The 20,388-nt window shown below is 68.5% G+C and carries 22 protein-coding genes; 6 read left to right on the forward strand and 16 right to left on the reverse strand.

Annotated features, from left to right (window positions below):
* Window positions 1-80 precede the first annotated feature (80 nt).
* On the forward strand, window positions 81-734 hold the full coding sequence (locus AB0B82_RS20305; protein ID WP_360170401.1) for a M23 family metallopeptidase: 654 nt from the start codon (window positions 81-83) through the stop codon (window positions 732-734).
* Between the two features lie 167 nt (window positions 735-901).
* Here the strand turns inward: AB0B82_RS20305 and AB0B82_RS20310 are convergent, their stop codons facing one another.
* Together AB0B82_RS20310 and AB0B82_RS20315 are read right to left on the reverse strand one after the other, a co-directional pair.
* A complete protein-coding gene (locus AB0B82_RS20310) occupies window positions 902-1,381 on the reverse strand; it encodes an Rrf2 family transcriptional regulator (protein WP_360170404.1) in 480 nt (159 codons plus the stop codon).
* Between the two features lie 72 nt (window positions 1,382-1,453).
* Complete coding sequence (locus AB0B82_RS20315; protein WP_360170467.1) at window positions 1,454-2,395, reverse strand: tyrosine recombinase XerC; 942 nt, start codon at window positions 2,393-2,395, stop codon at window positions 1,454-1,456.
* A 137-nt stretch (window positions 2,396-2,532) separates the two neighbouring features.
* Here AB0B82_RS20315 and AB0B82_RS20320 point away from each other — a divergent pair, with 137 nt between their 5' ends.
* Window positions 2,533-4,158, forward strand: coding sequence for an amino acid permease (locus tag AB0B82_RS20320; RefSeq protein ID WP_360170407.1), 1,626 nt, complete (start codon window positions 2,533-2,535; stop codon window positions 4,156-4,158).
* A 441-nt stretch (window positions 4,159-4,599) separates the two neighbouring features.
* Here AB0B82_RS20320 and dprA read toward each other — a convergent pair whose 3' ends face one another.
* The 14 genes from dprA to AB0B82_RS20390 form a co-directional block, all read right to left on the reverse strand.
* A complete protein-coding gene (dprA, locus tag AB0B82_RS20325; RefSeq protein WP_360170410.1) occupies window positions 4,600-5,868 on the reverse strand; it encodes a DNA-processing protein DprA in 1,269 nt (422 codons plus the stop codon).
* A 49-nt stretch (window positions 5,869-5,917) separates the two neighbouring features.
* Entirely contained in the window at window positions 5,918-7,495 is a 1,578-nt protein-coding gene (locus tag AB0B82_RS20330; protein ID WP_360170413.1) for a YifB family Mg chelatase-like AAA ATPase, read from the reverse strand.
* A complete protein-coding gene (locus tag AB0B82_RS20335) occupies window positions 7,495-7,851 on the reverse strand; it encodes a YraN family protein (RefSeq protein ID WP_360170416.1) in 357 nt (118 codons plus the stop codon). The genes AB0B82_RS20330 and AB0B82_RS20335 overlap by 1 nt, the downstream gene beginning before the upstream one ends.
* Before the next feature lie 76 nt (window positions 7,852-7,927).
* Window positions 7,928-8,251 carry a DUF2469 domain-containing protein gene (locus AB0B82_RS20340; protein ID WP_012922325.1) on the reverse strand — a complete coding sequence of 108 codons (324 nt, stop codon included), beginning with the start codon at window positions 8,249-8,251 and terminating at the stop codon, window positions 7,928-7,930.
* On the reverse strand, window positions 8,248-9,006 hold the full coding sequence (locus AB0B82_RS20345; RefSeq protein ID WP_360170419.1) for a ribonuclease HII: 759 nt from the start codon (window positions 9,004-9,006) through the stop codon (window positions 8,248-8,250). The genes AB0B82_RS20340 and AB0B82_RS20345 overlap by 4 nt, the downstream gene beginning before the upstream one ends.
* A gap of 51 nt (window positions 9,007-9,057) precedes the next feature.
* Window positions 9,058-9,822, reverse strand: a complete 765-nt coding sequence (gene lepB, locus AB0B82_RS20350) for a signal peptidase I (RefSeq protein ID WP_360170422.1) — start codon at window positions 9,820-9,822, stop codon at window positions 9,058-9,060.
* Window positions 9,819-10,448, reverse strand: coding sequence for a signal peptidase I (gene lepB, locus AB0B82_RS20355; protein WP_360170425.1), 630 nt, complete (start codon window positions 10,446-10,448; stop codon window positions 9,819-9,821). The genes lepB (AB0B82_RS20350) and lepB (AB0B82_RS20355) overlap by 4 nt, the downstream gene beginning before the upstream one ends.
* A 142-nt stretch (window positions 10,449-10,590) precedes the next feature.
* A complete protein-coding gene (gene rplS, locus AB0B82_RS20360) occupies window positions 10,591-10,950 on the reverse strand; it encodes a 50S ribosomal protein L19 (protein WP_360170428.1) in 360 nt (119 codons plus the stop codon).
* 194 nt (window positions 10,951-11,144) lie between these two features.
* Entirely contained in the window at window positions 11,145-12,341 is a 1,197-nt protein-coding gene (gene trmD, locus AB0B82_RS20365; protein ID WP_360170431.1) for a tRNA (guanosine(37)-N1)-methyltransferase TrmD, read from the reverse strand.
* A gap of 1 nt (window position 12,342) precedes the next feature.
* The gene (gene rimM, locus AB0B82_RS20370; protein ID WP_360170434.1) at window positions 12,343-12,888 is read right to left on the reverse strand and encodes a ribosome maturation factor RimM; all 546 of its coding nucleotides are present in this window, start codon (window positions 12,886-12,888) and stop codon (window positions 12,343-12,345) included.
* Window positions 12,889-12,994: 106 nt separating this feature from the next.
* Window positions 12,995-13,246 carry an RNA-binding protein gene (locus AB0B82_RS20375; protein WP_131292053.1) on the reverse strand — a complete coding sequence of 84 codons (252 nt, stop codon included), beginning with the start codon at window positions 13,244-13,246 and terminating at the stop codon, window positions 12,995-12,997.
* 5 nt (window positions 13,247-13,251) lie between these two features.
* Window positions 13,252-13,764, reverse strand: coding sequence for a 30S ribosomal protein S16 (gene rpsP, locus AB0B82_RS20380; protein WP_360170437.1), 513 nt, complete (start codon window positions 13,762-13,764; stop codon window positions 13,252-13,254).
* A 186-nt stretch (window positions 13,765-13,950) separates the two neighbouring features.
* Entirely contained in the window at window positions 13,951-15,294 is a 1,344-nt protein-coding gene (locus AB0B82_RS20385) for a 6-phospho-beta-glucosidase (protein WP_360170440.1), read from the reverse strand.
* A complete protein-coding gene (locus AB0B82_RS20390; RefSeq protein WP_360170443.1) occupies window positions 15,291-16,040 on the reverse strand; it encodes a DeoR/GlpR family DNA-binding transcription regulator in 750 nt (249 codons plus the stop codon). Before AB0B82_RS20390 ends, AB0B82_RS20385 begins: the two co-directional genes overlap by 4 nt.
* Window positions 16,041-16,164: 124 nt before the next feature.
* On the opposite strand from AB0B82_RS20390, the gene AB0B82_RS20395 reads away from it, so the two are divergent.
* The 4 genes from AB0B82_RS20395 to AB0B82_RS20410 are packed head-to-tail and all read left to right on the forward strand — an operon-like array spanning window position 16,165 to window position 20,153.
* Window positions 16,165-17,112: a PfkB family carbohydrate kinase gene (locus AB0B82_RS20395; protein ID WP_360170446.1), complete on the forward strand. Its 948-nt coding sequence runs from the start codon at window positions 16,165-16,167 to the stop codon at window positions 17,110-17,112.
* A gap of 4 nt (window positions 17,113-17,116) precedes the next feature.
* Window positions 17,117-18,403, forward strand: coding sequence for an extracellular solute-binding protein (locus AB0B82_RS20400; protein WP_360170449.1), 1,287 nt, complete (start codon window positions 17,117-17,119; stop codon window positions 18,401-18,403).
* 29 nt (window positions 18,404-18,432) lie between these two features.
* On the forward strand, window positions 18,433-19,329 hold the full coding sequence (locus AB0B82_RS20405) for a sugar ABC transporter permease (RefSeq protein WP_360170452.1): 897 nt from the start codon (window positions 18,433-18,435) through the stop codon (window positions 19,327-19,329).
* Window positions 19,329-20,153 carry a carbohydrate ABC transporter permease gene (locus tag AB0B82_RS20410; protein WP_360170470.1) on the forward strand — a complete coding sequence of 275 codons (825 nt, stop codon included), beginning with the start codon at window positions 19,329-19,331 and terminating at the stop codon, window positions 20,151-20,153. Before AB0B82_RS20405 ends, AB0B82_RS20410 begins: the two co-directional genes overlap by 1 nt.
* The last annotated feature ends 235 nt before the right edge of the window (window positions 20,154-20,388 follow it).

Genomic DNA, 20,388 nt, shown 5'->3' on the forward strand with positions numbered 1-20,388 from the left:
GGTTCGAGCGGGCCGAGGGTTGTCCACAGGCGACCAACTTCCCGGTCCGCGACCACCTCGATCGCGGCATCTTCCCTGACATGAACCTCGCCCTCCTGACCCTGGCCGCCCTCCCCCTCCCACCCGCCGACACCCCGACCTGGCCCCTCGACCCCCGCCCCGAAGTCGTCCGCGGCTTCGACCTGCCCGCGAAGCCGTGGCTCCCCGGCCACCGCGGCGTCGACCTGGCCGGCCACCCCGGCCAAGCCGTCCGCGCCGCCACCTCCGGCACGATCACGTACGCCGGCTCGCTCGCCGGCCGGGGCGTCGTCACGATCACCAGCGGCCAACGCCGTACGACGTACGAACCCGTCGTCCCCGAGGTGAAACCCGGCACCGCCGTGACCCCTGGCACAGTCCTCGGCCGCCTGTCCTCCGCCGGCTCCCATTGCCCACCGCGAACTTGCCTGCACTGGGGGCTCCTGCAGAGCAAGCAGTACCTCAACCCCCTGACGCTGCTCCCCGACCGCCCGATCCGCCTACTCCCCCTGGGCAATCAACTGATCGACGTTGCCCCACACCAAAGCACCAAGACCGCCTCACCCGAGCCTGCCCAAACCGCCACCCGCCCAGCCCGCTCAACCGCCACTCCCCCGACCGAGCCACCACCCGCGAATCGCCGTGCAGCCACCCTCGTCATCGCCGCCACAGCCGCCCTGACCCTGACCACCGCCCTGCTCCTCCACCGCGGCTGACCCATGCCATCTCACCGCGGAACGAGGCGCTGGGTCGCGGGCCGGAGCCCGTGCGCGGTCGCAGGCCGGGGTCGCGAGGTGGGATCGCGAGGTGGGATCGCGAGGTGGACTGCGGCCCGGAGCGCGAGTGGAGCGCGGGCTTTCGCGGGGTCGATCGGCTGGTTGGGTCAGCTGCCGGGGACTCGGGCTTGCCAGGCGTCTTCGTCGCGGGAGCGGCGCTCGACGCCGGCCGGGAGCTTGTTCTTGGCGAGGTCGACCAGCGTGGTGTTCTCCAGCACGTCCCGCAGGCTCGCGCGGGCAGCGATCCACACCCGCTGGAGCACGACCGCGTGCTCGTTGTACGACACGCTCTCCGGCCGCACACCCGAAATGCTCACGATCGGCCCGTCAACCGCCCGCATCACGTCGGCCACGGAAATCTCGTTCGGGTCGACAGCCAACCGCCAACCACCCGACTGCCCGCGCTGGCTCGACAGCACGCCGGCCCGACGCAGATCGGCGAGGATCCCCTGGAGGAACCCGTGCGGAATGCCCTGAGCCCGGCTGAGCTCCTCAGCCGAAACCACCGCAGAGTCGCCCTCGACCCATCGCTGGGTGATCTCGATCAGAGCTCGCAACGCATAGTCAGACTTCGCCGAAACCCGCATGTCCCGCAGTCTGCCGTATCCCGGCCTCCGCGCGCCGCAGCCCCCGCTCTGGAATCACTCCGGCGTCCACCGTCACGCCCGCGGATGCGCCTGCTTGTAGGCCTGCCGAAGGCGATCGTTCGAGACGTGGGTGTAGACCTGTGTGGTCGCGAGCGACGCGTGCCCGAGGAGTTCTTGCACACTCCGCAGGTCCGCTCCACCTTCCAGCAGGTGCGTCGCCGCCGTGTGCCGCAGCCCGTGCGGTCCGAGATCCGGTGCGTCCACCGCGGCGATTCGCTCGTGCACCATCCGCCGCACCGTTCGCTGATCGATCCGCCCGCCACGAGCCCCCAGAAACGCCGCCGGCCCGCTCCCCTCGCGGACGAGCTTCGGTCGCGCTTCGGCGAGCCACCGCTCGAGCGCCTGCGCGGCCGGCACCCCGTACGGGACCGACCGCTCCTTCCGCCCTTTCCCGAACACCCGTACGACGCGACGCGACCGGTCGATGTCGTCGACGTCGAGGGCGCACAGTTCCCCCACCCGGATACCCGTCGCGTAGAGCAACTCCATGATCGTGAGGTCGCGCAAGCCGACCGGGCTGCCGTCATCGGCAGCGACCGCGGCGGCGTCGAGCACGGCCCGGGTGTCGTCCTGACCGAGCACCCCTGGAAGGCTCTTGTGCGCCTTCGGGCTCGCCAGCAGCGCTCCTGGGTCGGTCTGGATCCGCCCGGTCCGCTGCGCCCACGACGTGAACACCCTTGCCGCGGTCGCGCGGCGGGCCATCGTGCTGCGGGATTTCCCCAGACTTTGCTGTTTTGCCAACCACGACCGGAGACCACGGATGTCCAATTGGGCGAGATCATCGTGACCAAGCCGAATCAAATGTTCGAGTAAATCCGCGACGTCTCCGATGTAGGCTCTCACCGAGTGAGTGCTGAGGTCTCTTTCCGCCGATAGATGCCTTTCGTAGTCAGCCAGTAACGCAACGAAGCCTTCCGGCCAGGAACGGTTTCCGCTGACTTCGTCCGGCGTCATGTGTCGACGATGCGTGAGGTGACCCGGCATCGCAAGGCACCGCGCGGACGGCAGCGAAAGGAGGGGCTGGTCGATATCCCGGCGGTCGACTACTGTTCGGCCCGATTGCCCTAGTAGCAACGGAGGCACCCCTGACCATGGCCCCCTCAGCGAACGGACAGACCGTAGGCCGGCGCCTGCCGGTCGAGTCGGCGTTCACTCGAGTCGAGGACGCGCGGCACCGTCTGCCGCGTTTGTTCGGTCGTCGCGACCTGGTCGTACTCGGCCTGGGCGTGATGATCGGCTCCGGTATTTTCAGCATCAGCGGCGTCCAGGCGGCGAATGTCGCCGGACCGGCAGTGATCCTGTCGTTCGTCATCGCCGCGATCGTCTGTGTGCTGGCCGCGGCCTGTTACGCCGAACTGTCGTCCACGATCCCCGTTTCGGGCAGTGCGTACACATTCAGTTACGTAACGTTCGGAGAAGCGTGGGCCTGGCTGGTCGGCTGGGCGCTGGTACTCGAACTCGTGACCGCGGCCGCGATCGTCGCCCGCGTCTGGTCGGCGTACTTCCTGGCCACCTTGGACGGGTTCGGGGTGACGCTTCCCGAAGGGATAGCGCAGTTCTTCGGCCCTGAGGCCAAGGTCAACCTGGTTGCGCCGCTGTTGCTGCTGATCCTCACCGCGCTGATCGTGACCGGCACCAAACTGTCGGCGCGCGTGCTGACGGTCGTCGTGATCGCGAAGGTCGCCGTGATCCTGCTCGTGGTCATTGTCGGCGCGGCGCACATCAACACGGCCAACTACCAACCGTTCGTGCCGACCGCCCGGGCAGCGCCCGCGACCGCGAGTCCGACGTTGCTCGGCTGGATCCTGGATTCGTCGTTCGGCTCGTTCGGGACGATGGGCATCTTCACCGCGGCGAGCACGATCGTGTTCGCGTACATCGGCTTCGACCTGATCGCGACCGCGTCCGAGGACGCCCGCAACCCGCGCAAGACCGTCCCGCAGGGCATGCTGCTCGGCGTCGGCGCGGTGACGATCCTCTACATCGCGATGGCGGTCGTCCTGGTCGGCATGCGCCCGTACGGGCAGCTCGGCGGCGCCGCTCCGGTCTCGGAAGCCTTCGCCGCGGTCGGGGTTGGATGGGCCGCGAAGGTGGTCAATCTGGGGGCCTTGCTCGCTCTGATGACCGTCATCATGGTGGTCCTCATCGCGCAGAGCCGCGTGCTGTTCAACATGGGTCGTGACGGGCTGCTGCCGAAGAGCCTGGGCCGGGTCAGCCGGGTCTACTCCTCCCCCGCCCGCGCCGCCGCGGCCGCCGGCATCGCCGCGCTGGCCCTCACGCTCTACCCGAAGGTCCTCGAACTCGAGGAGCTCCTGGTCATCGGGGCCCTGTTCTGCTTCGCCTTCTGCGCGATCGGCGTCCTCACCCTGCGCCGCTCCGAGCCCAACCTGGAGCGCGGCTTCCGGGTCCCGATGGTTCCGCTGATCCCGCTGCTGTCCCTCGCGGCGACACTCTGGTTGATGCTGAACCTGAAGACGAGCACCTGGACGAAGTTCGGCATCTGGATGATCCTCGGCATCGCGATCTACGGCCTCTACGGCCGCTGGCACAGCCGCCTCGCGAACGAGGACAGCTGGGACTACGACCTCGGTGACACCGACCCCGGCACCGGCGGCTTCCAGCCCATCCGCCACGACCAGGACCGCCCCACCGAACTCCGAGCGGTCCGCACCCCATCCCAGCAGAAGCCGACCCGCGGCAAACACATGCGCAGCTAGCACCGCCCCACGGAAGGCGCAGGCAGCACGGGCGCAGGCAGCACGGGCCCAGGCACCACAAGCTCGCGCACCACGAGCTCACGCACCACGGGGCCTAGATAATTGATGCACGGCCTGGTCTGGATTCGGTGGTCGTAGTGATGGGGCCGAGGACGCTCGGGCGTGTGGCTTGTGTCAGGTCGACAGGACGTCTCTCGTGCCAGGGGTCACAGCTGAGCGTGATTCAGGCGCCGAACACACCCGCCCCGCGCCACACTAACTGTCGAGCGTGCACACCTTCGGGCCGCGCATCAATCATCTAGGCACCACGGGGCCTAGGCACACAAGCTCACGCACCACAAGCTTACGCACCACAAGCTCACGCACCACGAGGTCACCCAGCACAGCTCACCCACCGTAGGCTTCCGCGCCCGACCAGGCGTGGTTGCGGTGGGTGAGCTTTCAGTTGGGGGGTGGGTGGAGGCGCCAGCCGGTGGGGGTGGCGGTTACGAGGGCCAGGGCGGTGAGGGTTTCCAGGCAGGACTGGGTGGTGGGGACGTCCAGGCCTGCGGTGGTGGCGATGTGCTGGGTGGGGGCCGGGTTGTGGACCGGGACGGCGTCCAGCGTTCGTTGAAGGTCTGGGTGGAGGGTGTCGGTGAGGGTCTGCGGCGCTCTGGGGGTGGGCGTCAGGTTGGTGCCGAACGGCGAGATGGCTTCGATGATGTCGGCGACGTTGGTGGCCAGGATGGCGTTGCGTTCGCGGATCAGTAAGTGGCTGCCGGCGGACATGCGGGACGTGATCGGACCGGGGACGGCGAGGACGGGGCGGCCGCATTGTTCGGCCCAGCCGGCGGTGTTCAGGGCTCCGCTGCGGACGGCGGCTTCGATCACGACGGTGCCTTGGGTGATGGCGGCGATCAGACGGTTGCGGGCGAGGAAGCGGAGCTTGGTGGGGGAACATCCGGGTGGTAGTTCGCTGACGACCACTCCGTCGGCGGCGATGCGGCTGAGCAGGGCCGAGTTGCGTTTCGGGTAGCTGACGTCCACACCGCACGCGAGGACGGCGATCGTCACGCCGCCGGCGGCCAGGGCTGCGCGGTGGGCGGCTGCGTCGATGCCGTAGGCGCCGCCGGAGACGATGGTGACGCCTTGGTCGACGAGGCCGCAGGAGAGTTCGGCGGCGACGTGTTCGCCGTACGACGAGCACGCCCGGGCTCCGACCACGGCGATGGAACTGGTCAGCGCCTGGCGGAGGCTCATCCGGCCGCGGACCCAGATGCCGAACGGTACGCCGGCGCGGCGGGACAGTTGGCCGGCTTCGTCGAGAACGTCGATCTGCTCGGGCCATTCTTCGTCACCGGGGATGACGAAGCGGGCGCCGGCGGCTTCGGCGCGTTCGAGGTCTCTGCGGGGGTCGGCGGCGGCGAGGCGGGGCGACCAGCGTTCGAGGCCGGGGAGGTTGCGGTGCAGGCGATCCCAGATTTCTGTCGGGTGCAGGCCGTCGAAGGCTTTCAGGGCGGCCAGGTCTCCGGGCTCGACGACGCGGGACAGGCCCACGCGGGCCAGGCGCTCCTCGTCACCGTTGCCTCCGACAACCAGGCCCGCGCCGCCGGTCCCCTCCCCAGAACCGAACTCGTCGGCGTGCCTCGGACGACCGGTCCCTGGGTCACGCGAACCTCCGCCGCCAGGACCGCCGGCGGAGTGTGTCTCCGGAAGGAGCGTGTAGGTCATCGGGAGTCTCCTTCGAGGAGGCGGCTTGGTGGGGTGCGGACGTGGTGCGTCATTGGGGGGCGCCTTTGAGGGGGCGGACGTCGGTGAGGGGAGTCAAGGGCGCACCGGAGCGGAGGAGGAAGGCTTCGTGGGTCTGGTGGACGGTGGGGGCATCCAGACCCGCCAGGTCGGCCAGGGTCCAGGCGAGTCGGACTACGCGGTCGAAGCCGCGAGCGGTGAGGCGGCCGGCGGTGTAGTGGTCTTCCAGAAGGCGTTGGCCGGCGGTGTCGATGGGATAGTCGCGGCGGAGGACGGGGCCGGGGACCTCGCTGTTGAGGAACCAGCCGGTGTCGCGGTAGCGGTGCAGTTGGCGGTCACGCGCGGCTTGGACGCGGGCGGCGACAGCTGCGCTGGACTCCGGCGCTTCACCGCTGGTGACGGAGCGCGCCGCGGGAAGGATCTGGCGTTGGATGTCGATGCGGTCCTTGATCGGGCCGCTGATGCGTTGGCGATAACGGGCAAGGCTCTGTGGGGTGCAGGTGCAGATCCCTTGGTCGGTGCCGGCGAGACCGCAGGAACACGGATTCGCGGCGAGGACGAGCATGAAGCGCGCCGGGAACTTCGCGACGGCCGCAGCCCGGTGCACCTCGACGAATCCGGATTCGAGCGGCTGACGCAACGTGTCGAGTGTCAACGGGTGCATCTCGGGCGCTTCGTCAATGAACAAGATGCCCCGGTGCGCGCAGCTGATCGCGCCGGGGCGCGGTACGCCGGAGCCACCGCCGACGAGGCTGGCGAGCGAGGCGGTGTGGTGCGGCGCGATGAACGGCGGGCGGTGCACGAGCTCGGCGTCGTTGGTGAGCAGACCGGCGAGGGAATGGACGGCGGAGACTTCCAGGGAGTCATCGGTGCTGAGATCGGGCATCAGCCCGGCCAGGCGCTCGGCGAGCATCGTCTTGCCGGAGCCGGGTGGGCCGTGCAGGAACAGGTGGTGGCCACCGGCGGCCGCCGCTTCGATGGCCCGGCGACCTTCGCGCTGGCCGATGACGTCGTCGAGGTCGACGCTCGGGACGCGGATCAGGGCCTCGGACACCAGACGCGGCTCGGCGCGGGGTGGTGCTTCGTCGGGGATCTCGACGCCGCGAAGCAGGGCCAGGACCTGGCGCAGTGAGCGAGCGCCGTACACGGAGATGCCGGGGACGAGGCGGGCCTCGCCTGCGTTCAGGTCCGGGACGACGATGCGGTCGAAACCGGCGCGGGCGGCGGCGAGCGTCATCGCGAGGGCGCCGCGGACCTCGCGGATGCGGCCGTCGAGACCCAGCTCGCCGATCATGGCCGTTTGACGGATCGCGCTGCGATCGACCGCACCGGCAGCGGTGAGCAGACTGACGGCGATCGCGACGTCGTAGTGGGAGCCGGTCTTGGGTAAGGTGGCCGGCGACAGGCCGATCGTGACCTTGCGGTCGGGGAACCGCTCGCCGCTGTTCACCACGGCCGCGCGGACGCGGTCGCGGGCCTCGGACAGCGAGGTGTCGGGCAGGCCGATCAGGGTGGTCTTGGGCAGGCCCTGGGCGATGTCGGCCTCGACCTCGACGAGATGGCCCTCGAGGCCGACAAGCGCGACGGACCAGGTCTGGGCGAGCGGCATCAGGCCACTCCTCGGACATGGTCCAGGCGGGGCGGCGTGTTCGGCTCGAACAGGACCGCGACCACGTCGATCCGGATCTCGGCCGGTCTCAGGTCGTGGGTCTGCAGCCAGCGGCCGGCCAGCTGCCGCAGCGTGGTCAGCTTGCGATAGGTGATGGACTCCAGCGGCGAGCCGTAGTTCAGCCCGCGCCGGGTCTTCACCTCACAGACGACAAGTGTGTCGCCCTCGCGGGCGACGATGTCGATCTCGCCGAGTGCGCAGCGCCAGTTGCGCTCGAGCACGGCGAATCCGTGGTTGCTGAGATACCTCGCGGCGAGATCTTCGCCGTACCGTCCGACGGTGTTGCTGGTCCGCATCGATGACCACCTCCGGCAGAGAAAGTGCCGGGATCAGCCCTCGAATGCGGACCTCAGTTTGCGGTTGTGGACAACGTCAGCGGCCGAAGTCGGAGTCCTTGGGGACCTCGAGGTCGGACTTGGCGAGTTCCTCGATGTTCACGTCGCGGAAGGTGACGACCTTGGCGTTCTTCACGAACCGGGCGGAACGATAGACGTCCCAGACCCAGGCGTCGGCCATCGTCACCTCGAAGTACACGTCGCCGCCCTCGGTACGCACCTTCAGGTCGACGGCGTTGCACAGGTAGAAGCGCCGCTCGGTCTCCACCACGTACTTGAAGATCCCGACGACGTCCTTGTACTCCCGATAGAGCTGCAGCTCCATGTCGGTCTCGTACTTCTCGAGGTCGTCAGCGCTCATACCTCCACCTCGCTCCGCTCGGTTCCGGCATGAGCGCGCTCGCTACGCTCTCTCACAGGCAGGCTCTCCACTCCGGTGGGACTGGTCACATTCTGTCCCATAACGGGCCGCAGACTGCGGCGGACATTCTCAAACCGGCGGCGATGTTGCGGACACGGACCGTATTCGTCGAGCGCCGCCTGGTGCTCGGGCGTGCAGTACCCCTTGTGGATCCCGAACCCGTACTGCGGGTACACCGTGTCCCAGTGCTCCATCATCCGATCCCGGGTCACCTTCGCGATCACCGACGCGGCAGCGATACAGGCAGCCACCCGGTCACCTTTCCAGATCGCCAGGCCGGGGACGCCGAGTCCGTCGACACCGAACCCGTCGGTGAGCACGTACGCCGGGCGCACGTCCAGCCGGAACAACGCCCGGCGGAGCGCCTCGACATTCGCCACGTGCATGCCGAGCCGGTCGCACTCGGCCGCCTCGATCGACACCACCGACCAGGCCAGGGCGCGCTTGCGGATCTGCTCGTAGCAGCGCTCGCGCGCCTTCGCGGTGAGCAGCTTCGAATCGGCGAGCTCCGGGATCTGACCGCGCTTGCCTTCCGGCAGGATCACCGCGGCGGCCACCAGCGGCCCCGCGCACGGCCCACGACCGGCCTCGTCGACGCCTGCGATCGGGCCCAGCCCGACGCGGCGCAGGGCCCGCTCGTACCCGTACAGCCCGGCGTCCCGCCGTACCGTGCTCCCGCGCGGCAACGCGCTCATTCAGCCCTCCGCATCACACGACCAACCCTAGGCAACAGAGCCGACAACGGCTCACTTAGGTGGCGGTGTGAGCGAGATCGAAGGCTTGTCCGGCGGCGGCCCGGGAGCGGGAACGCTCTTGAACGTGTCCGGTACGCCGAGTTTGCCCCAGCGACCCGCCGGCCAGACGATCATGATCGCCCGCCCGGTGACCTTGTCGAGCGGCACGAACGCGGCGTCGCCCTGGTTGCCGCCGTTGGCGTCGACGTCCTGCAGATGCACCCGGGAGTCCCCGGACGCGGACCGGTGGTCGCCCATCACGAAGATCCGGCCGGCCGGGACGGTGACCTGGAACTCCATCTGCGACGGCGCGTCGCCCGGATACAGGTAGCTGGTCTCGTCGAGGGGCTGACCGTTCACCAGCAACCGGCCCTTGGCGTCACAGCAGGCGACCTTGTCGCCCGGCATGCCGACGAGGCGCTTGATCAGATGGCCATGACTGGAGTCCGGCAGCAGGCCGACGATCTCGAAGAACCGGCCGACCGAGCCGCGCTTCTGGCCGCTCTCCTCGGCGCCGAGCCAGCCGCCCGGGTCCTCGAACACGACCACGTCGCCGCGCTTGACGTCGGTGAGCTTTTCCACCACGACCCGGTCACCGACCAGCAGTGTGTTCTCCATCGACTCGCTCGGGATGATGAACATCTGCCCGACGAACGCCCGCAGGATCGAGGAGACGATCAGGGCACCGACCACGATCAGCACGAACTCGCGGGCGGCGGCCGCGAACCCCGAGCGATGAGCGGGTTTGGCGTCCGTCTTGGTCGGTGTATCGGTCACTTCTTCAGCCCCGGCTTCTTGAAGGTTTCCGGAGGACGCAGCATCGTCATCCGGTCAGACGGCCAGATTACGCAACAAGCGCGGCCAACCACGTTCTCGACCGGCACGAATCCGCCACCGGGGCCGCCCATGTGGGCGCGGGAGTCGGCGGAATCGGCGCGGTTGTCACCCATCACCCACAGGTGACCCGCCGGCACCAGGACATTGAACGGCACCTCGGACGGCTTGGCGTCCGGCAGCAGGTACTCCCGCTCGTCCAGCGGGATGCCGTTCACCGTGATCAGGCCGTCCTTGTCGCAGCAGATCACCCGGTCGCCGCCGATGCCGATCACCCGCTTCACCAGATGACCTTCGCCGCTTCGCGGCAGGATGCCGACGAACTCACCGATCCGGCGCACCGTTCCGGGCTGGACCACTTCTTCGTTCAGCCAGTTGTCCGGATCCTTGAAGACGATGATGTCGCCGCGGTCGACGTCGCGGTGCAGGTACGTGACCTTCTCCGCGAGGATCCGGTCGTCCCTGGTGAGCGTGTCGTACATGGACTCCGACGGGACGTAGAACGCCTCCGCGACGAACAGCCGGAGCACCACGGTGATGACGAGTGCGAGCACCGTCACGGTGCTCATCTCGACGAGCAGGCTGAGCAGCGGATTCCGCTGCTTCAGCCTGCGGTGACGTCCCTTGCTGCGACGTGCCCTCTTCGGTGCGGATCGAGGGCGAGCGCGAGTCGCAGTGCTCGGCGCCATAGGTGACCGTCGTTACGCGGCGTCAGGAAGCCGGAACTTCGCGCTTCTCCTTGATCTTCGCCGCCTTGCCGCGCAGCTCGCGCAGGTAGTACAGCTTCGCGCGGCGCACGTCGCCGCGGGTGACGACCTCGATCTTCTCGACGATCGGGGTGTGCAGCGGGAAGGTCCGCTCGACGCCGACGCCGAAGCTGACCTTGCGGACCGTGAAGGTCTCCTGCAGGCCGCCGCCCTGGCGGCGGATCACGACACCCTGGAAGACCTGGACGCGGGACCGGTTGCCCTCGACGACCTTGACGTGCACCTTGACGGTGTCACCTGCGCGGAAGGCGGGGATGTCGTCGCGCTTGCTCGCGTTGTCGAGCTCGTTCAGGACGTTGCTCATCAGGGGTCTCTTTCTCGCGCGTGCCACAGGTCACCCACGAATCTAGGTGGTGATGAAGTCATCAAAAGGCTGCCGGTCGGTGGTCACCCCCTGTGGCAGGAGCACCGAAGGGCAGCAGCAGACAATCTTGCCACACGCCCCACACAGTGACGAAATCAGAGCGAACGCGCAGCGCAGCGTGAGCATGACGCGGCTCACTTCCGCCAGCGGCGCTTGCCGAGGTACACCAGATCCACCTTCGGAGTCTGCGGCTCCCGACTGATCTCCCGGTACCCCGCCTTCCGGTACAGCGCGAGATTGCGCTCGCTCAGCGCCCCGGTGTTCAGGGTGTACGACGTGACGCCCGACGGAGCCAACTGCTCGGCGGCGCGGAGCAGGCGGGTACCGAGGCCACGCCCCTGCCAATCAGGGGCCACGATCAGCCGTTCGATCCGCCCGACGTCGCCGTCGACGACCAACTGGACCGACCCCACGACACGGGAACCGGCCACCGCCTTCAAGACACCACCACGTTCCAGCCGAGCCGCCGTGTCCTCAGGACCTTCGGTCAGCGGAGGGATCGTGTAGTCGTTGTACAGCCGCGCCTCCGACAGGAAAGCAGCCAACTGCAGGACGTGGATCTCCCCAGCATCGGCCGCGGTCGCCGGGAGGATGCGGACGCCGCTCGAATCGTCCTTACCGGCAAGCACATCGCCCCACGCGGCCAGCAGATCCGGCCGGCGTTCCGCGGTACGCCGTACCGACTGCTCGTGACGCCACTCCGAGATCAGCCCGTGGTTCCCGGACAGCAGCACGTCGGGTACGTCGTACCCGCGCCAGCTCGGCGGCTTCGTGTAGACCGGGTACTCGAGCAGGCCGTCGCCCGAATGCGACTCCTCCGCGAGGGACTCCGGGTTGCCGATCACACCGGGCAACAGCCGGGCCACTGCCTCGACCATGACGAGTACGGCGACCTCGCCGCCGTTCAGCACGTAATCGCCGATGGAGACCTCGTCGACGCGCATCCGCTCCGCCGCGTACGACGCCACGCGCGCGTCGATGCCCTCGTACCGCCCGCACGCGAACGCCAGCCACGGCTCGGCCGCCAGCTCGTAGGCCAGCTCCTGGGTGAACGGCCGGCCGGCCGGCGTCGGAACGATCAGCCGCGGCTGCGTCGGACCGCCGGGCGGCGCGAGCGCGTCCAGCGCCTGCCCCCACGGCTCCGGTTTCATCACCATGCCCGCTCCCCCGCCGTACGGGGTGTCGTCGACGGTCCGGTGGCGGTCGGTGGTCCACTCACGCAGGTCGTGCAGGCGGACGTCCAGCAGGCCGCTCTTGGCCGCCTTCCCGACCAGGGAGACGTCGAGCGCAGCCAGGTACTCGGGGAAGATCGTGACGACATCGAGCCGCATCTCAGTCTCCTGGCTCGGTCTCGACCACCTCTGCGCCGTCGGGGTCGAGCAGACCGGGGCGGTCGGCCACCACGACGTACCCCTTGTCGAGCTCGATCTCCGGGACCAGCTCCTCGACCATCGGCACCAGGACCGTGTTCCCCGCGGTACGGCGGATCTCCAAGAGATCCTGCGCCGGCAGGTGGACGACGTCGGTCACTTCGCCGACGTCGGCGCCGTCGGCGGTCCGGACCGCGAGACCGATCAGGTCGCGGTCGTAGTACTCGTCCGGGTCCTCGGGCCGCTCGTCGTCGGGCACGTCGCACTGCACGAACAGGTTGCGCAGCTGCTCCGCGGCGGTCCGGTCCGGCACCTCGGCGAACTTCACCAGCAGCCGGCCGCTGTGCCAGCGGCTCGAGGCCACGGTCAGCCGCCGCGGCACCTTGGCGTCGGTGACGACGACCGCGCCGTCGGCGAACCGGCGATCCGGCTCGTCGGTGCGCACGTCGATCCCGACCTCGCCCTTGATCCCGTGGGCCCGGCCGATCCGCCCGACAGTCACCAACACCTGCACTACTCCCTTGTGACGACTTGTGACGACGCGATACGAAGCGAAGGGCCGCACCCCGAGCGGGGGGCGGCCCTTCACAACAGGACTGCTCGGACTGCCGAGTTCAGCGGCGCGGGCGCCGGTTGAACTCGTCGACGAAGTCGATGCGCAGCGAGGACTCGGAGCTGAGGGCGCCGACGACGGTGCGGATGGCGGTGGCGGTGCGGCCGTTGCGGCCGATCACCTTGCCGATGTCGTCGGGGTGGACGTGCACCTCGAGGGTGCGACCACGCCGCAGGTTCCGGGCCCGGACGCTGACGTCGTCAGGGTTGTCGACGATGCCGCGGACCAGGTGCTCGAGCGCCTCGGTCTCCATCATCGTCAGGCCTCGGTGGTCTCGGCCTTGGCCTCGTCGGCCTTCGGCTCCGCGGCCGGGGCCTCGTCGGCCTTGGCCTCAGCCGGCGTCTCCTCGGCCTTGGCCTCGGCGGCGTCGTCCTTCTTCTCGGCCTTCTTCGCCGCCTTCTTGGCGGTCACCGCCTCCGTCTTCAGCGAGCCGTGGGCCTCGGCCAGCGCCTCGTTGAAGATCTCCTGCTTGTCCCGCTTCGGCTCGGCGACCTTGAGCGGTGCCGGCGCGGCCTCGCCCTTGAACTTCTGCCAGTCGCCGGTGGCCTTGAAGATCGCCTCGACGGCCTCGGTCGGCTGCGCGCCGACGCCCAGCCAGTACTGCGCCCGCTCCGACTCGACCCGGATGAACGAGGGCTCGGTCTTCGGGTTGTAGATCCCGATCTCCTCGATCGCCCGGCCGTCCCGCTTGTTGCGGGCGTCCATCACGACGATGCGGTAGTGCGGGGTGCGCTTCTTGCCGATGCGCTTCAAACGGATCTTGACTGCCACGTTTGTGGGGTCTCCCTTGGAATACTGTCTTGGTGAGCCGCACGACGCGTCGTGGGGACAACGCAGTGCCAGCTCGATGGGCCGGCCAGGCCGTGGAGTTAGAGGGCTGCACGATCCAGGACGGACTCAGCAGGCCATTGTGCCAGATTCCACAGCGCGGGTACCAATCGCTGGGACCAGTCGGCGTCAAGGGCGCAGGTAGCCGAGGTTCGGGAGCTGTTCCACGTAGGTGTCGAGCAGGCTCCGGGCCACGGTCACCGAGTCGACCAGCGGGTGCTGGGCGAACGCTTTCACGGCGGCCGCGCGGGAGGACGCGGTGGCCGCCTCGATGGTGGACCGCTCGACGGCCTTCACCGCGCCGACCAGGCCCGCCTGGTGATCGGTGAGCTGCGACACGGTCACCGGCAGCGCGCCGTTGGCGTCGACGGTGCACGGGATCTCCACCACCGCGTCGTCGTCGAGGTGCCGCAGTACGCCGCGGTTGCGGACGTTCAGGATCAGCGAGGCCCGCTCGTTGTGCGCGATCGCCCGCATCAGCGACAGCGCCACCTGCTCGTACCCGCCGGCGGCCATGTCGCGCTCGTCCCGCTCCCCCGCGTCCGCGACCTCACGGCTCTCCACCATGTACGTCGACTCACGTTCGGCTCGGGTCTTCTGCCACAGCTCCAGCGCCTGCTCGGGGTGCTTGCCCGTCTCGGCGTAGAACGCGGACTGCTGCTCCAGCAGAAACGCGCCGCGCGTCTGCCGCACACCCTGTACAGCGGCCAGCGTCTCGCGCGCGAAGTAGTAGTAGTGCAGGTACTCATTCGGAATCGAACCGAGCGATCGCAGCCAGTCCGCACCGAACAGCCTGCCCTCCTCGAAGGAGGCCAGCGCGTCAGCGGACTGCAGGAGCTCCGGCAGCCGGTCCACTCCACCGGACCGCAGCCCACGCAGCCAGCCGAGGTGGTTGAGGCCGGCGTAGTCGTAGAACGCGGTCGACGGGTCCACGCCGAGCGCCAGCGCGGCGCGGCGCCCCAGGCCGGACGGGGAGTCGCAGATGCCGATCACGCGGTCGCCGAGGTGCGGAATCATCGCCTCGGTCACCATGCCGGCCGGATTGGTGAAGTTGATGGTCCAGGCGTCCGGCGCGACCGCGGCGATCCGCTGCGCGATCTCGACAGCTACCGGCAGCGTCCGCAGACCGTAGGCGATCCCGCCCGCGCCGACCGTCTCCTGCCCGAGCACGCCGAGGTCCAGCGCGACCCGCTCGTCGACGGTCCTGCCCTGCAAGCCGCCGACCCGGATCGCCGAGAAGATGAAGTCGGCACCGCGGAGCGCCTCGTCGAGGTCCGTGGTCGCCGTCACCACCGGCGCGTCGGCCACGTCGGTCGCCTGCTGGCCCAGAACGGCGGCAATGGCCGCCAGGCGTGACGCGTCGGTGTCGTAGAGGATGACCGACGTGATCCGGCCGTCGCCGCGGTCACCCAGCAGGGCGTGGTACACGAGCGGCACCCGGAACCCGCCCCCACCCAGGATCGTCAGCTTCACGCGAGAACCACCTCTACTCCGGCTTCGGTCAGTTGGGCCCGGGTCGACTCGTCGGCCTCGGGTTCGGTCACCACCATGGACAGCTCGCCCGGCTCGCAGACCCGCGCCACCCCGTGCCCGGGGAACTTGGTCCGGTCGGCCAGCAACACCACCCGGTCGGCGGCCCTGATCATCGCCCGCTTCACCGGGACCTCGATCATCGTGCTGTCCATCACCCGGCCGTCCGGGCGGACGCCGCTGGTCCCCAGGAACAGCCAATCGACGTGGATCTGCCGCAAGCTCTCCTCGGTCAGATAACCGACCAGGGAGCGGTAGGTACGGCGCACGAAACCGCCCAGCACGATCAGCTCGATCTGCTCGTCGCTCTGCAACTCTTCCAGTACGGCGAGGTTGCTGGTCACCACGGTCAGCGAGCGCCCGTGCAGGTGCTGCGCCACCCGGAGTGCCGTCGTACCGATGTCGAGCAGCACCGACTCGCCGTCACAGACCAGCTCGGCGGCACGGCGGGCGATCCGGTCCTTCTCCTCGGCATGAACGGCGGCCACGTCGGCGAACGGCTCGTCACCGTCCACGGGGAGCGCGCCGCCGTACACCCGGGTCAGGCGGCCCTCGGCGTGCAGCTGCTCGAGGTCGCGCCGGATGGTGGCCTCGCTGACGCCGAGCTTGGCGGCGAGCACCTTGACGCCCCCGGCGCCGTCGGCCCGGAGCTCACGGACGATTCGATCCTGTCGCTGCTTCGGCAACACAGAGAGACCGTATCACGCAAACTCAATCATTTTCAGTCAAGATTGTGATCAGGTATTGCGGAACTTGCGCAAGAGTTCCAAGATTCATGAACGAGTTTGATCGACCCTGCAGGAGTGTGCCGGCATGCACGAGCTGGACGTCATGGTGTCCGGTCTGGTCTTCCAGGACCTGGTGCTCGGCCTGCCCACTCCGCCGCGCCCCGGCACCGAGGTCTGGGCCACCGAGTCGCACGAGAGCCCCGGCGGCATCGCGAACTTCGCTGTCGCGCTGGCCCGGCTCGGCCTGCGCGCCGGCATGGCCGCGGCGTTCGGCGCGGACCCCGAAGGCGACCGGGTGTGGAGCTACCTGAGTGCCGAGGGCATCGATCTGTCACTCTCCCGAAGACTCGCCGGCTGGCAGACGCCGCTCACCGTGGCCCTTGCCTACGACAACGACAGGGCGCTGGTCACCCGAGGGACGTCACCCCTGCTGTCGGCCGACGAGCTGATCACCACGCCGCCGGCGGCCCGAGCCGTCGCCGCCCACATCGGACCCTGGCCGAACGAGTGGCTGGCGAAGGCGAAGGCGGCCGGCAGCGTGGTGTTCGCCGACGTCGGCTGGGACCCGAGCGAGCAGTGGGATCCGGCAGTGCTCGACCAACTCCGGCACTGCGACGTGTTCCTGCCCAACGCCGACGAGGCCATGTACTACACGCGAACCGACTCGCCGGAGCAGGCCGTCCGCCGGCTGGCCGAGCAGGTGCCGCTCGTCGTCGTGTCGAACGGGGCCGCGGGCGCTGCTGCTCTCGACGCGAGCACCGGCGAGTACGTCGCCGTACCCGCGTATCCGGTGCAAGCGGCCGACCCGACCGGCGCTGGCGACGTGTTCGCCGCCGGATTCATCGCCGCGACGCTCTGGGAACTGCCACTGGCGCAACGAGTGCGGTTCGCCGCCCTGACCGCCGCACTCTCGGTCACCCGGCTCGGCGGTGCGGACGCCGCACCGCGCTGGACCGACCTCGCGGACTGGCAGGCCGCGCACCCCGAAGACCAGAACCTCCACGCGCTGATCAGTGCACACTCAGGAAGGTAGAACCATGGAGCTCTCACGTCGGACACTGCTCGGGGGCTTCACGGCCGTACTCGGCGGCAGCCTCGTCGGCTGCTCGTCCGGGATGAACACCGGTACGACGGCCAAGAAGAACACCGCCACCGAACTCGTGATGTGGTGCTGGCCGGGCGGCCTCGGCAAGTCGGTGCTGGACGAGACGATCGCGCACTTCCCGGACCCGAAGATCAAGTACTCCGAGGTGGGCGGCGACTTCAAGCAGAAGCTGGTCACCACGTTCAACGGCGGCACCGGGATCCCCGACATCACCGGGATCAAGGGCGAGGACATCGCCTCGCTGCTGCCGCAGGCCGACCGGTTCGTCGACCTGAAGACGATCGGCGCGGACTCCGTCCTCGGCGACTACCTGGAGTGGAAGGTCAACCAGGCGACCACGACCGACGGCAAGGTGATCGGGCTGCCGATCGACGTCGGCCCGACCGCGCTGTACTACCGCGAGGACATCTTCGCCGCCGGCGGGCTGCCGACCGACCCCGAGCAGGTGGCTGCGCAGCTGAAGACCTGGGACGACTTCTTCGACGCCGCCGTACAGATGAAGGCGAAGAACCCGAAGGCGCTGCTGGTCTGGGACGCGACCGACCTCTACGCGATGGCGGTCGGCCAGGGCACCGAGCGGTACATCTCCAAGGACAACAAGTTCATCGGCGACCAGGACCACATCCGCAAGGCGTGGGACACCTCGGTGAAGGCGATGACACTGAAGATCGACGGCAAGACGCCGAGCGGCAGCCCGGACTGGAACGCCGGCCTCGACCAGGGCACGGTCCCGGCGGACATCGGCGCCGCCTGGGTCGCACTCGACATCAAGTCCGCGGTGAAGTCCAGCGTCGGCAAGTGGCGGATCGCGCCGACACCTGGCGGTCCGGCGAACTTCGGCGGCTCGTTCCTCGCGATCACCAAGAACGCGGCCGACCCGCAGCAGGCGTTCGAGGTGATCAAGTACATGCTCAGCCCGGACAACCAGGCCAAGGCGTTCGCGGACGCGCAGATCTTCCCGGCCACGCCGGCGGCGTACGACAAGCCGCAACTCAAGGCGGCCGACCCGTTCTTCGGCGGACAGGTGCCGATCGACGTGTTCGGCCCGGCGGCGAAGGCGATCCCGGTCGCGTACCAGAGCCCGTACGACGACTCGGTCGCCGCACCGTTCTACGACGAACTCAAGACGGTGCAGACCGGCGCCAAGACCTCGGACGCGGCGTGGTCGGCCGCGGTGTCGAAGGCGAAGGCGATCGCCAAGCGACAGGGCGTGCAGTGACTGTCACTGCGACCGTGTCCTCGGCCAGGGTGACCACGGCTTCGCCGAAGCGGCGGATCTGGTCGTACTGGCGGTTCTACCTGGCGCTGTCTCCGTTCTACATCCTGTTCGCGGTGTTCGGGCTGTACCCGATGCTGTCCACGATCGTGCTGGCGTTCCAGCGCTGGGACGGCCTGAACGCGCGGACCTTCACCGGACTCGACAACTTCGCGTTCCTGGTCAGGGACCCGACCTTCTGGCAGGCGCTGGAGAACACCGTCGTCCTGTTCTTCCTGTCGACGGTGCCGACGCTGGTGCTGGCGCTCGTGCTCGCGGTGATGCTGCAGTCCGCGGTCCGGTTCACCAACGTGTACCGGATCGCGTACTTCATCCCGAACGTCACGTCGCTGGTCGCGATGGCGATCTTCTTCAGCTCGATCTTCAGCACGAACTTCGGCCTGGTGAACGCCGCACTGCGGGCCCTCGGCATCCCGGAGCAGGATTGGCTCGGGCAGCCGTGGGGCATCAAGATCGCGATCTCGACGATGATCGTGTGGCAGTGGGTCGGCTACAACACGCTGATCTACCTGGCCGGTCTGCAGGCGATCCCGAAGGATCAGTACGAGGCCGCGAAGGTGGACGGTGCGGGCCCGGTCCGGACATTCTTCGCGATCACGCTGCCGCAGCTGCGTCCCGTCGTACTGTTCACCGTCATCATGTCGACGATCGGCGGCCTGCAGACATTCACCGAGCCGCAGGTGATGGTCGGCAACAGCGGCGGGACCGGGCAGAGCGGGATGACCGTGGTGCTGTTCTTCTACCGGGCCGCGTTCCTGGACAACGACTACGGGTACGCCGCCGCGATCGCGCTGAGCATCTTCGTACTGGTGCTGTTGTTCACCGCGATCAACTGGCGAATCTTCCGCGGACGGAGTGATGACCGATGATGCGCTACCGGCTGCGCGGGATCGCGCTGCACGCCGTACTGCTGCTGGCCCTGCTGGTGTTCATGTTCCCGTTCTTCTGGACGATCGTGATGGCGTCCAACACGACCGCGGATATCTACCGGTTCCCGCCGAAGTTCACGTTCGGCGGGCACTTCTTCGACAACGTTCAGCAGGTGCTCGCGAACGTCGCCTTCTTCCAGTCGATGGCCAACACCGCGGTCGTGGCGGTGTCGACCACGGCGCTGGTGCTGTTCTTCGACTCGCTGGCCGCGTTCACGTTTGCGAAGTTCCGGTTCCCGGGGCGGAACGCGTTGTTCGTGATCCTGCTGGCGACGATGCTGCTGCCGGCGCAACTGGCCGCCGTACCGCAGTTCCAGACCATGGCCCTGCTCGGCTGGGTCGGCTCACTGAAGGCGCTGATCATTCCCGGTGCCGCGAACGCGTTCGGCATCTTCTGGATGCGTCAGTACTTCCAGAACTCGGTGCACAACGAGCTGATCGAGGCCGCGACGCTGGACGGCTGCGGCTTCCTGCGGACGTACTGGCACGTGGCGCTGCCGTCCGCGCGGCCGGCGCTGGCGTTCCTCGGCATCTTCACGTTCGTCGCGTCCTGGAACGACTACATGTGGCCGCTGATCGTGCTGACCAACCCCGACCACGTGACGTTGCAGGTCGCGCTGTCGACGCTGAACCGCTCACACGGCGTGGACTACAGCATGGTGATGACCGGCGCGTTGATGGCGATGGTGCCGTTGGTGATCGTGTTCGCGCTCTTCGCCCGCCAGTTCATCAAGGGCGCCACGGAAGGCGCAGTCCGCGGCTGAGCATCGGCCGGAGCCGTTTTTCTCGGAGCCGTTTCTCCTCGGGAGCGTGGACAGGTAGCGGTGGGGCTGCACCGGTTGTCCGCTGGTGTTGGGGGTTCTCTGTTGGTACACCAGCAGAGAACCCCCAACACGAGGGGTTGACCCCAATGCCGCTTAGTTAGTGGGTACGGTTTGGTGTCAAGCGGTGTGTCGGTGAACGTGAAGCAGCGGGACTCCCGGTAGGAAGCGCTTGTCC

The organism is Kribbella sp. NPDC048915, assembly GCF_040649595.1.
GTDB lineage: Bacteria > Actinomycetota > Actinomycetes > Propionibacteriales > Kribbellaceae > Kribbella.

What these genes read in the sequence shown, in the direction of transcription:
- AB0B82_RS20305 (WP_360170401.1), top strand. Translation starts at nt 81, where the DNA reads ATGAACCTCGCCCTCCTGACCCTGGCCGCCCTCCCCCTCCCACCCGCC.
- AB0B82_RS20310 (WP_360170404.1), bottom strand. Translation starts at nt 1,381, where the DNA reads ATGCGGGTTTCGGCGAAGTCTGACTATGCGTTGCGAGCTCTGATCGAG.
- AB0B82_RS20315 (WP_360170467.1), bottom strand. Translation starts at nt 2,395, where the DNA reads ATGACGCCGGACGAAGTCAGCGGAAACCGTTCCTGGCCGGAAGGCTTC.
- AB0B82_RS20320 (WP_360170407.1), top strand. Translation starts at nt 2,533, where the DNA reads ATGGCCCCCTCAGCGAACGGACAGACCGTAGGCCGGCGCCTGCCGGTC.
- dprA (WP_360170410.1), bottom strand. Translation starts at nt 5,868, where the DNA reads ATGACCTACACGCTCCTTCCGGAGACACACTCCGCCGGCGGTCCTGGC.
- AB0B82_RS20330 (WP_360170413.1), bottom strand. Translation starts at nt 7,495, where the DNA reads ATGCCGCTCGCCCAGACCTGGTCCGTCGCGCTTGTCGGCCTCGAGGGC.
- AB0B82_RS20335 (WP_360170416.1), bottom strand. Translation starts at nt 7,851, where the DNA reads ATGCGGACCAGCAACACCGTCGGACGGTACGGCGAAGATCTCGCCGCG.
- AB0B82_RS20340 (WP_012922325.1), bottom strand. Translation starts at nt 8,251, where the DNA reads ATGAGCGCTGACGACCTCGAGAAGTACGAGACCGACATGGAGCTGCAG.
- AB0B82_RS20345 (WP_360170419.1), bottom strand. Translation starts at nt 9,006, where the DNA reads ATGAGCGCGTTGCCGCGCGGGAGCACGGTACGGCGGGACGCCGGGCTG.
- lepB (WP_360170425.1), bottom strand. Translation starts at nt 10,448, where the DNA reads ATGAGCACCGTGACGGTGCTCGCACTCGTCATCACCGTGGTGCTCCGG.
- rplS (WP_360170428.1), bottom strand. Translation starts at nt 10,950, where the DNA reads ATGAGCAACGTCCTGAACGAGCTCGACAACGCGAGCAAGCGCGACGAC.
- trmD (WP_360170431.1), bottom strand. Translation starts at nt 12,341, where the DNA reads ATGCGGCTCGATGTCGTCACGATCTTCCCCGAGTACCTGGCTGCGCTC.
- AB0B82_RS20375 (WP_131292053.1), bottom strand. Translation starts at nt 13,246, where the DNA reads ATGGAGACCGAGGCGCTCGAGCACCTGGTCCGCGGCATCGTCGACAAC.
- AB0B82_RS20395 (WP_360170446.1), top strand. Translation starts at nt 16,165, where the DNA reads ATGCACGAGCTGGACGTCATGGTGTCCGGTCTGGTCTTCCAGGACCTG.
- AB0B82_RS20400 (WP_360170449.1), top strand. Translation starts at nt 17,117, where the DNA reads ATGGAGCTCTCACGTCGGACACTGCTCGGGGGCTTCACGGCCGTACTC.
- AB0B82_RS20410 (WP_360170470.1), top strand. Translation starts at nt 19,329, where the DNA reads ATGCGCTACCGGCTGCGCGGGATCGCGCTGCACGCCGTACTGCTGCTG.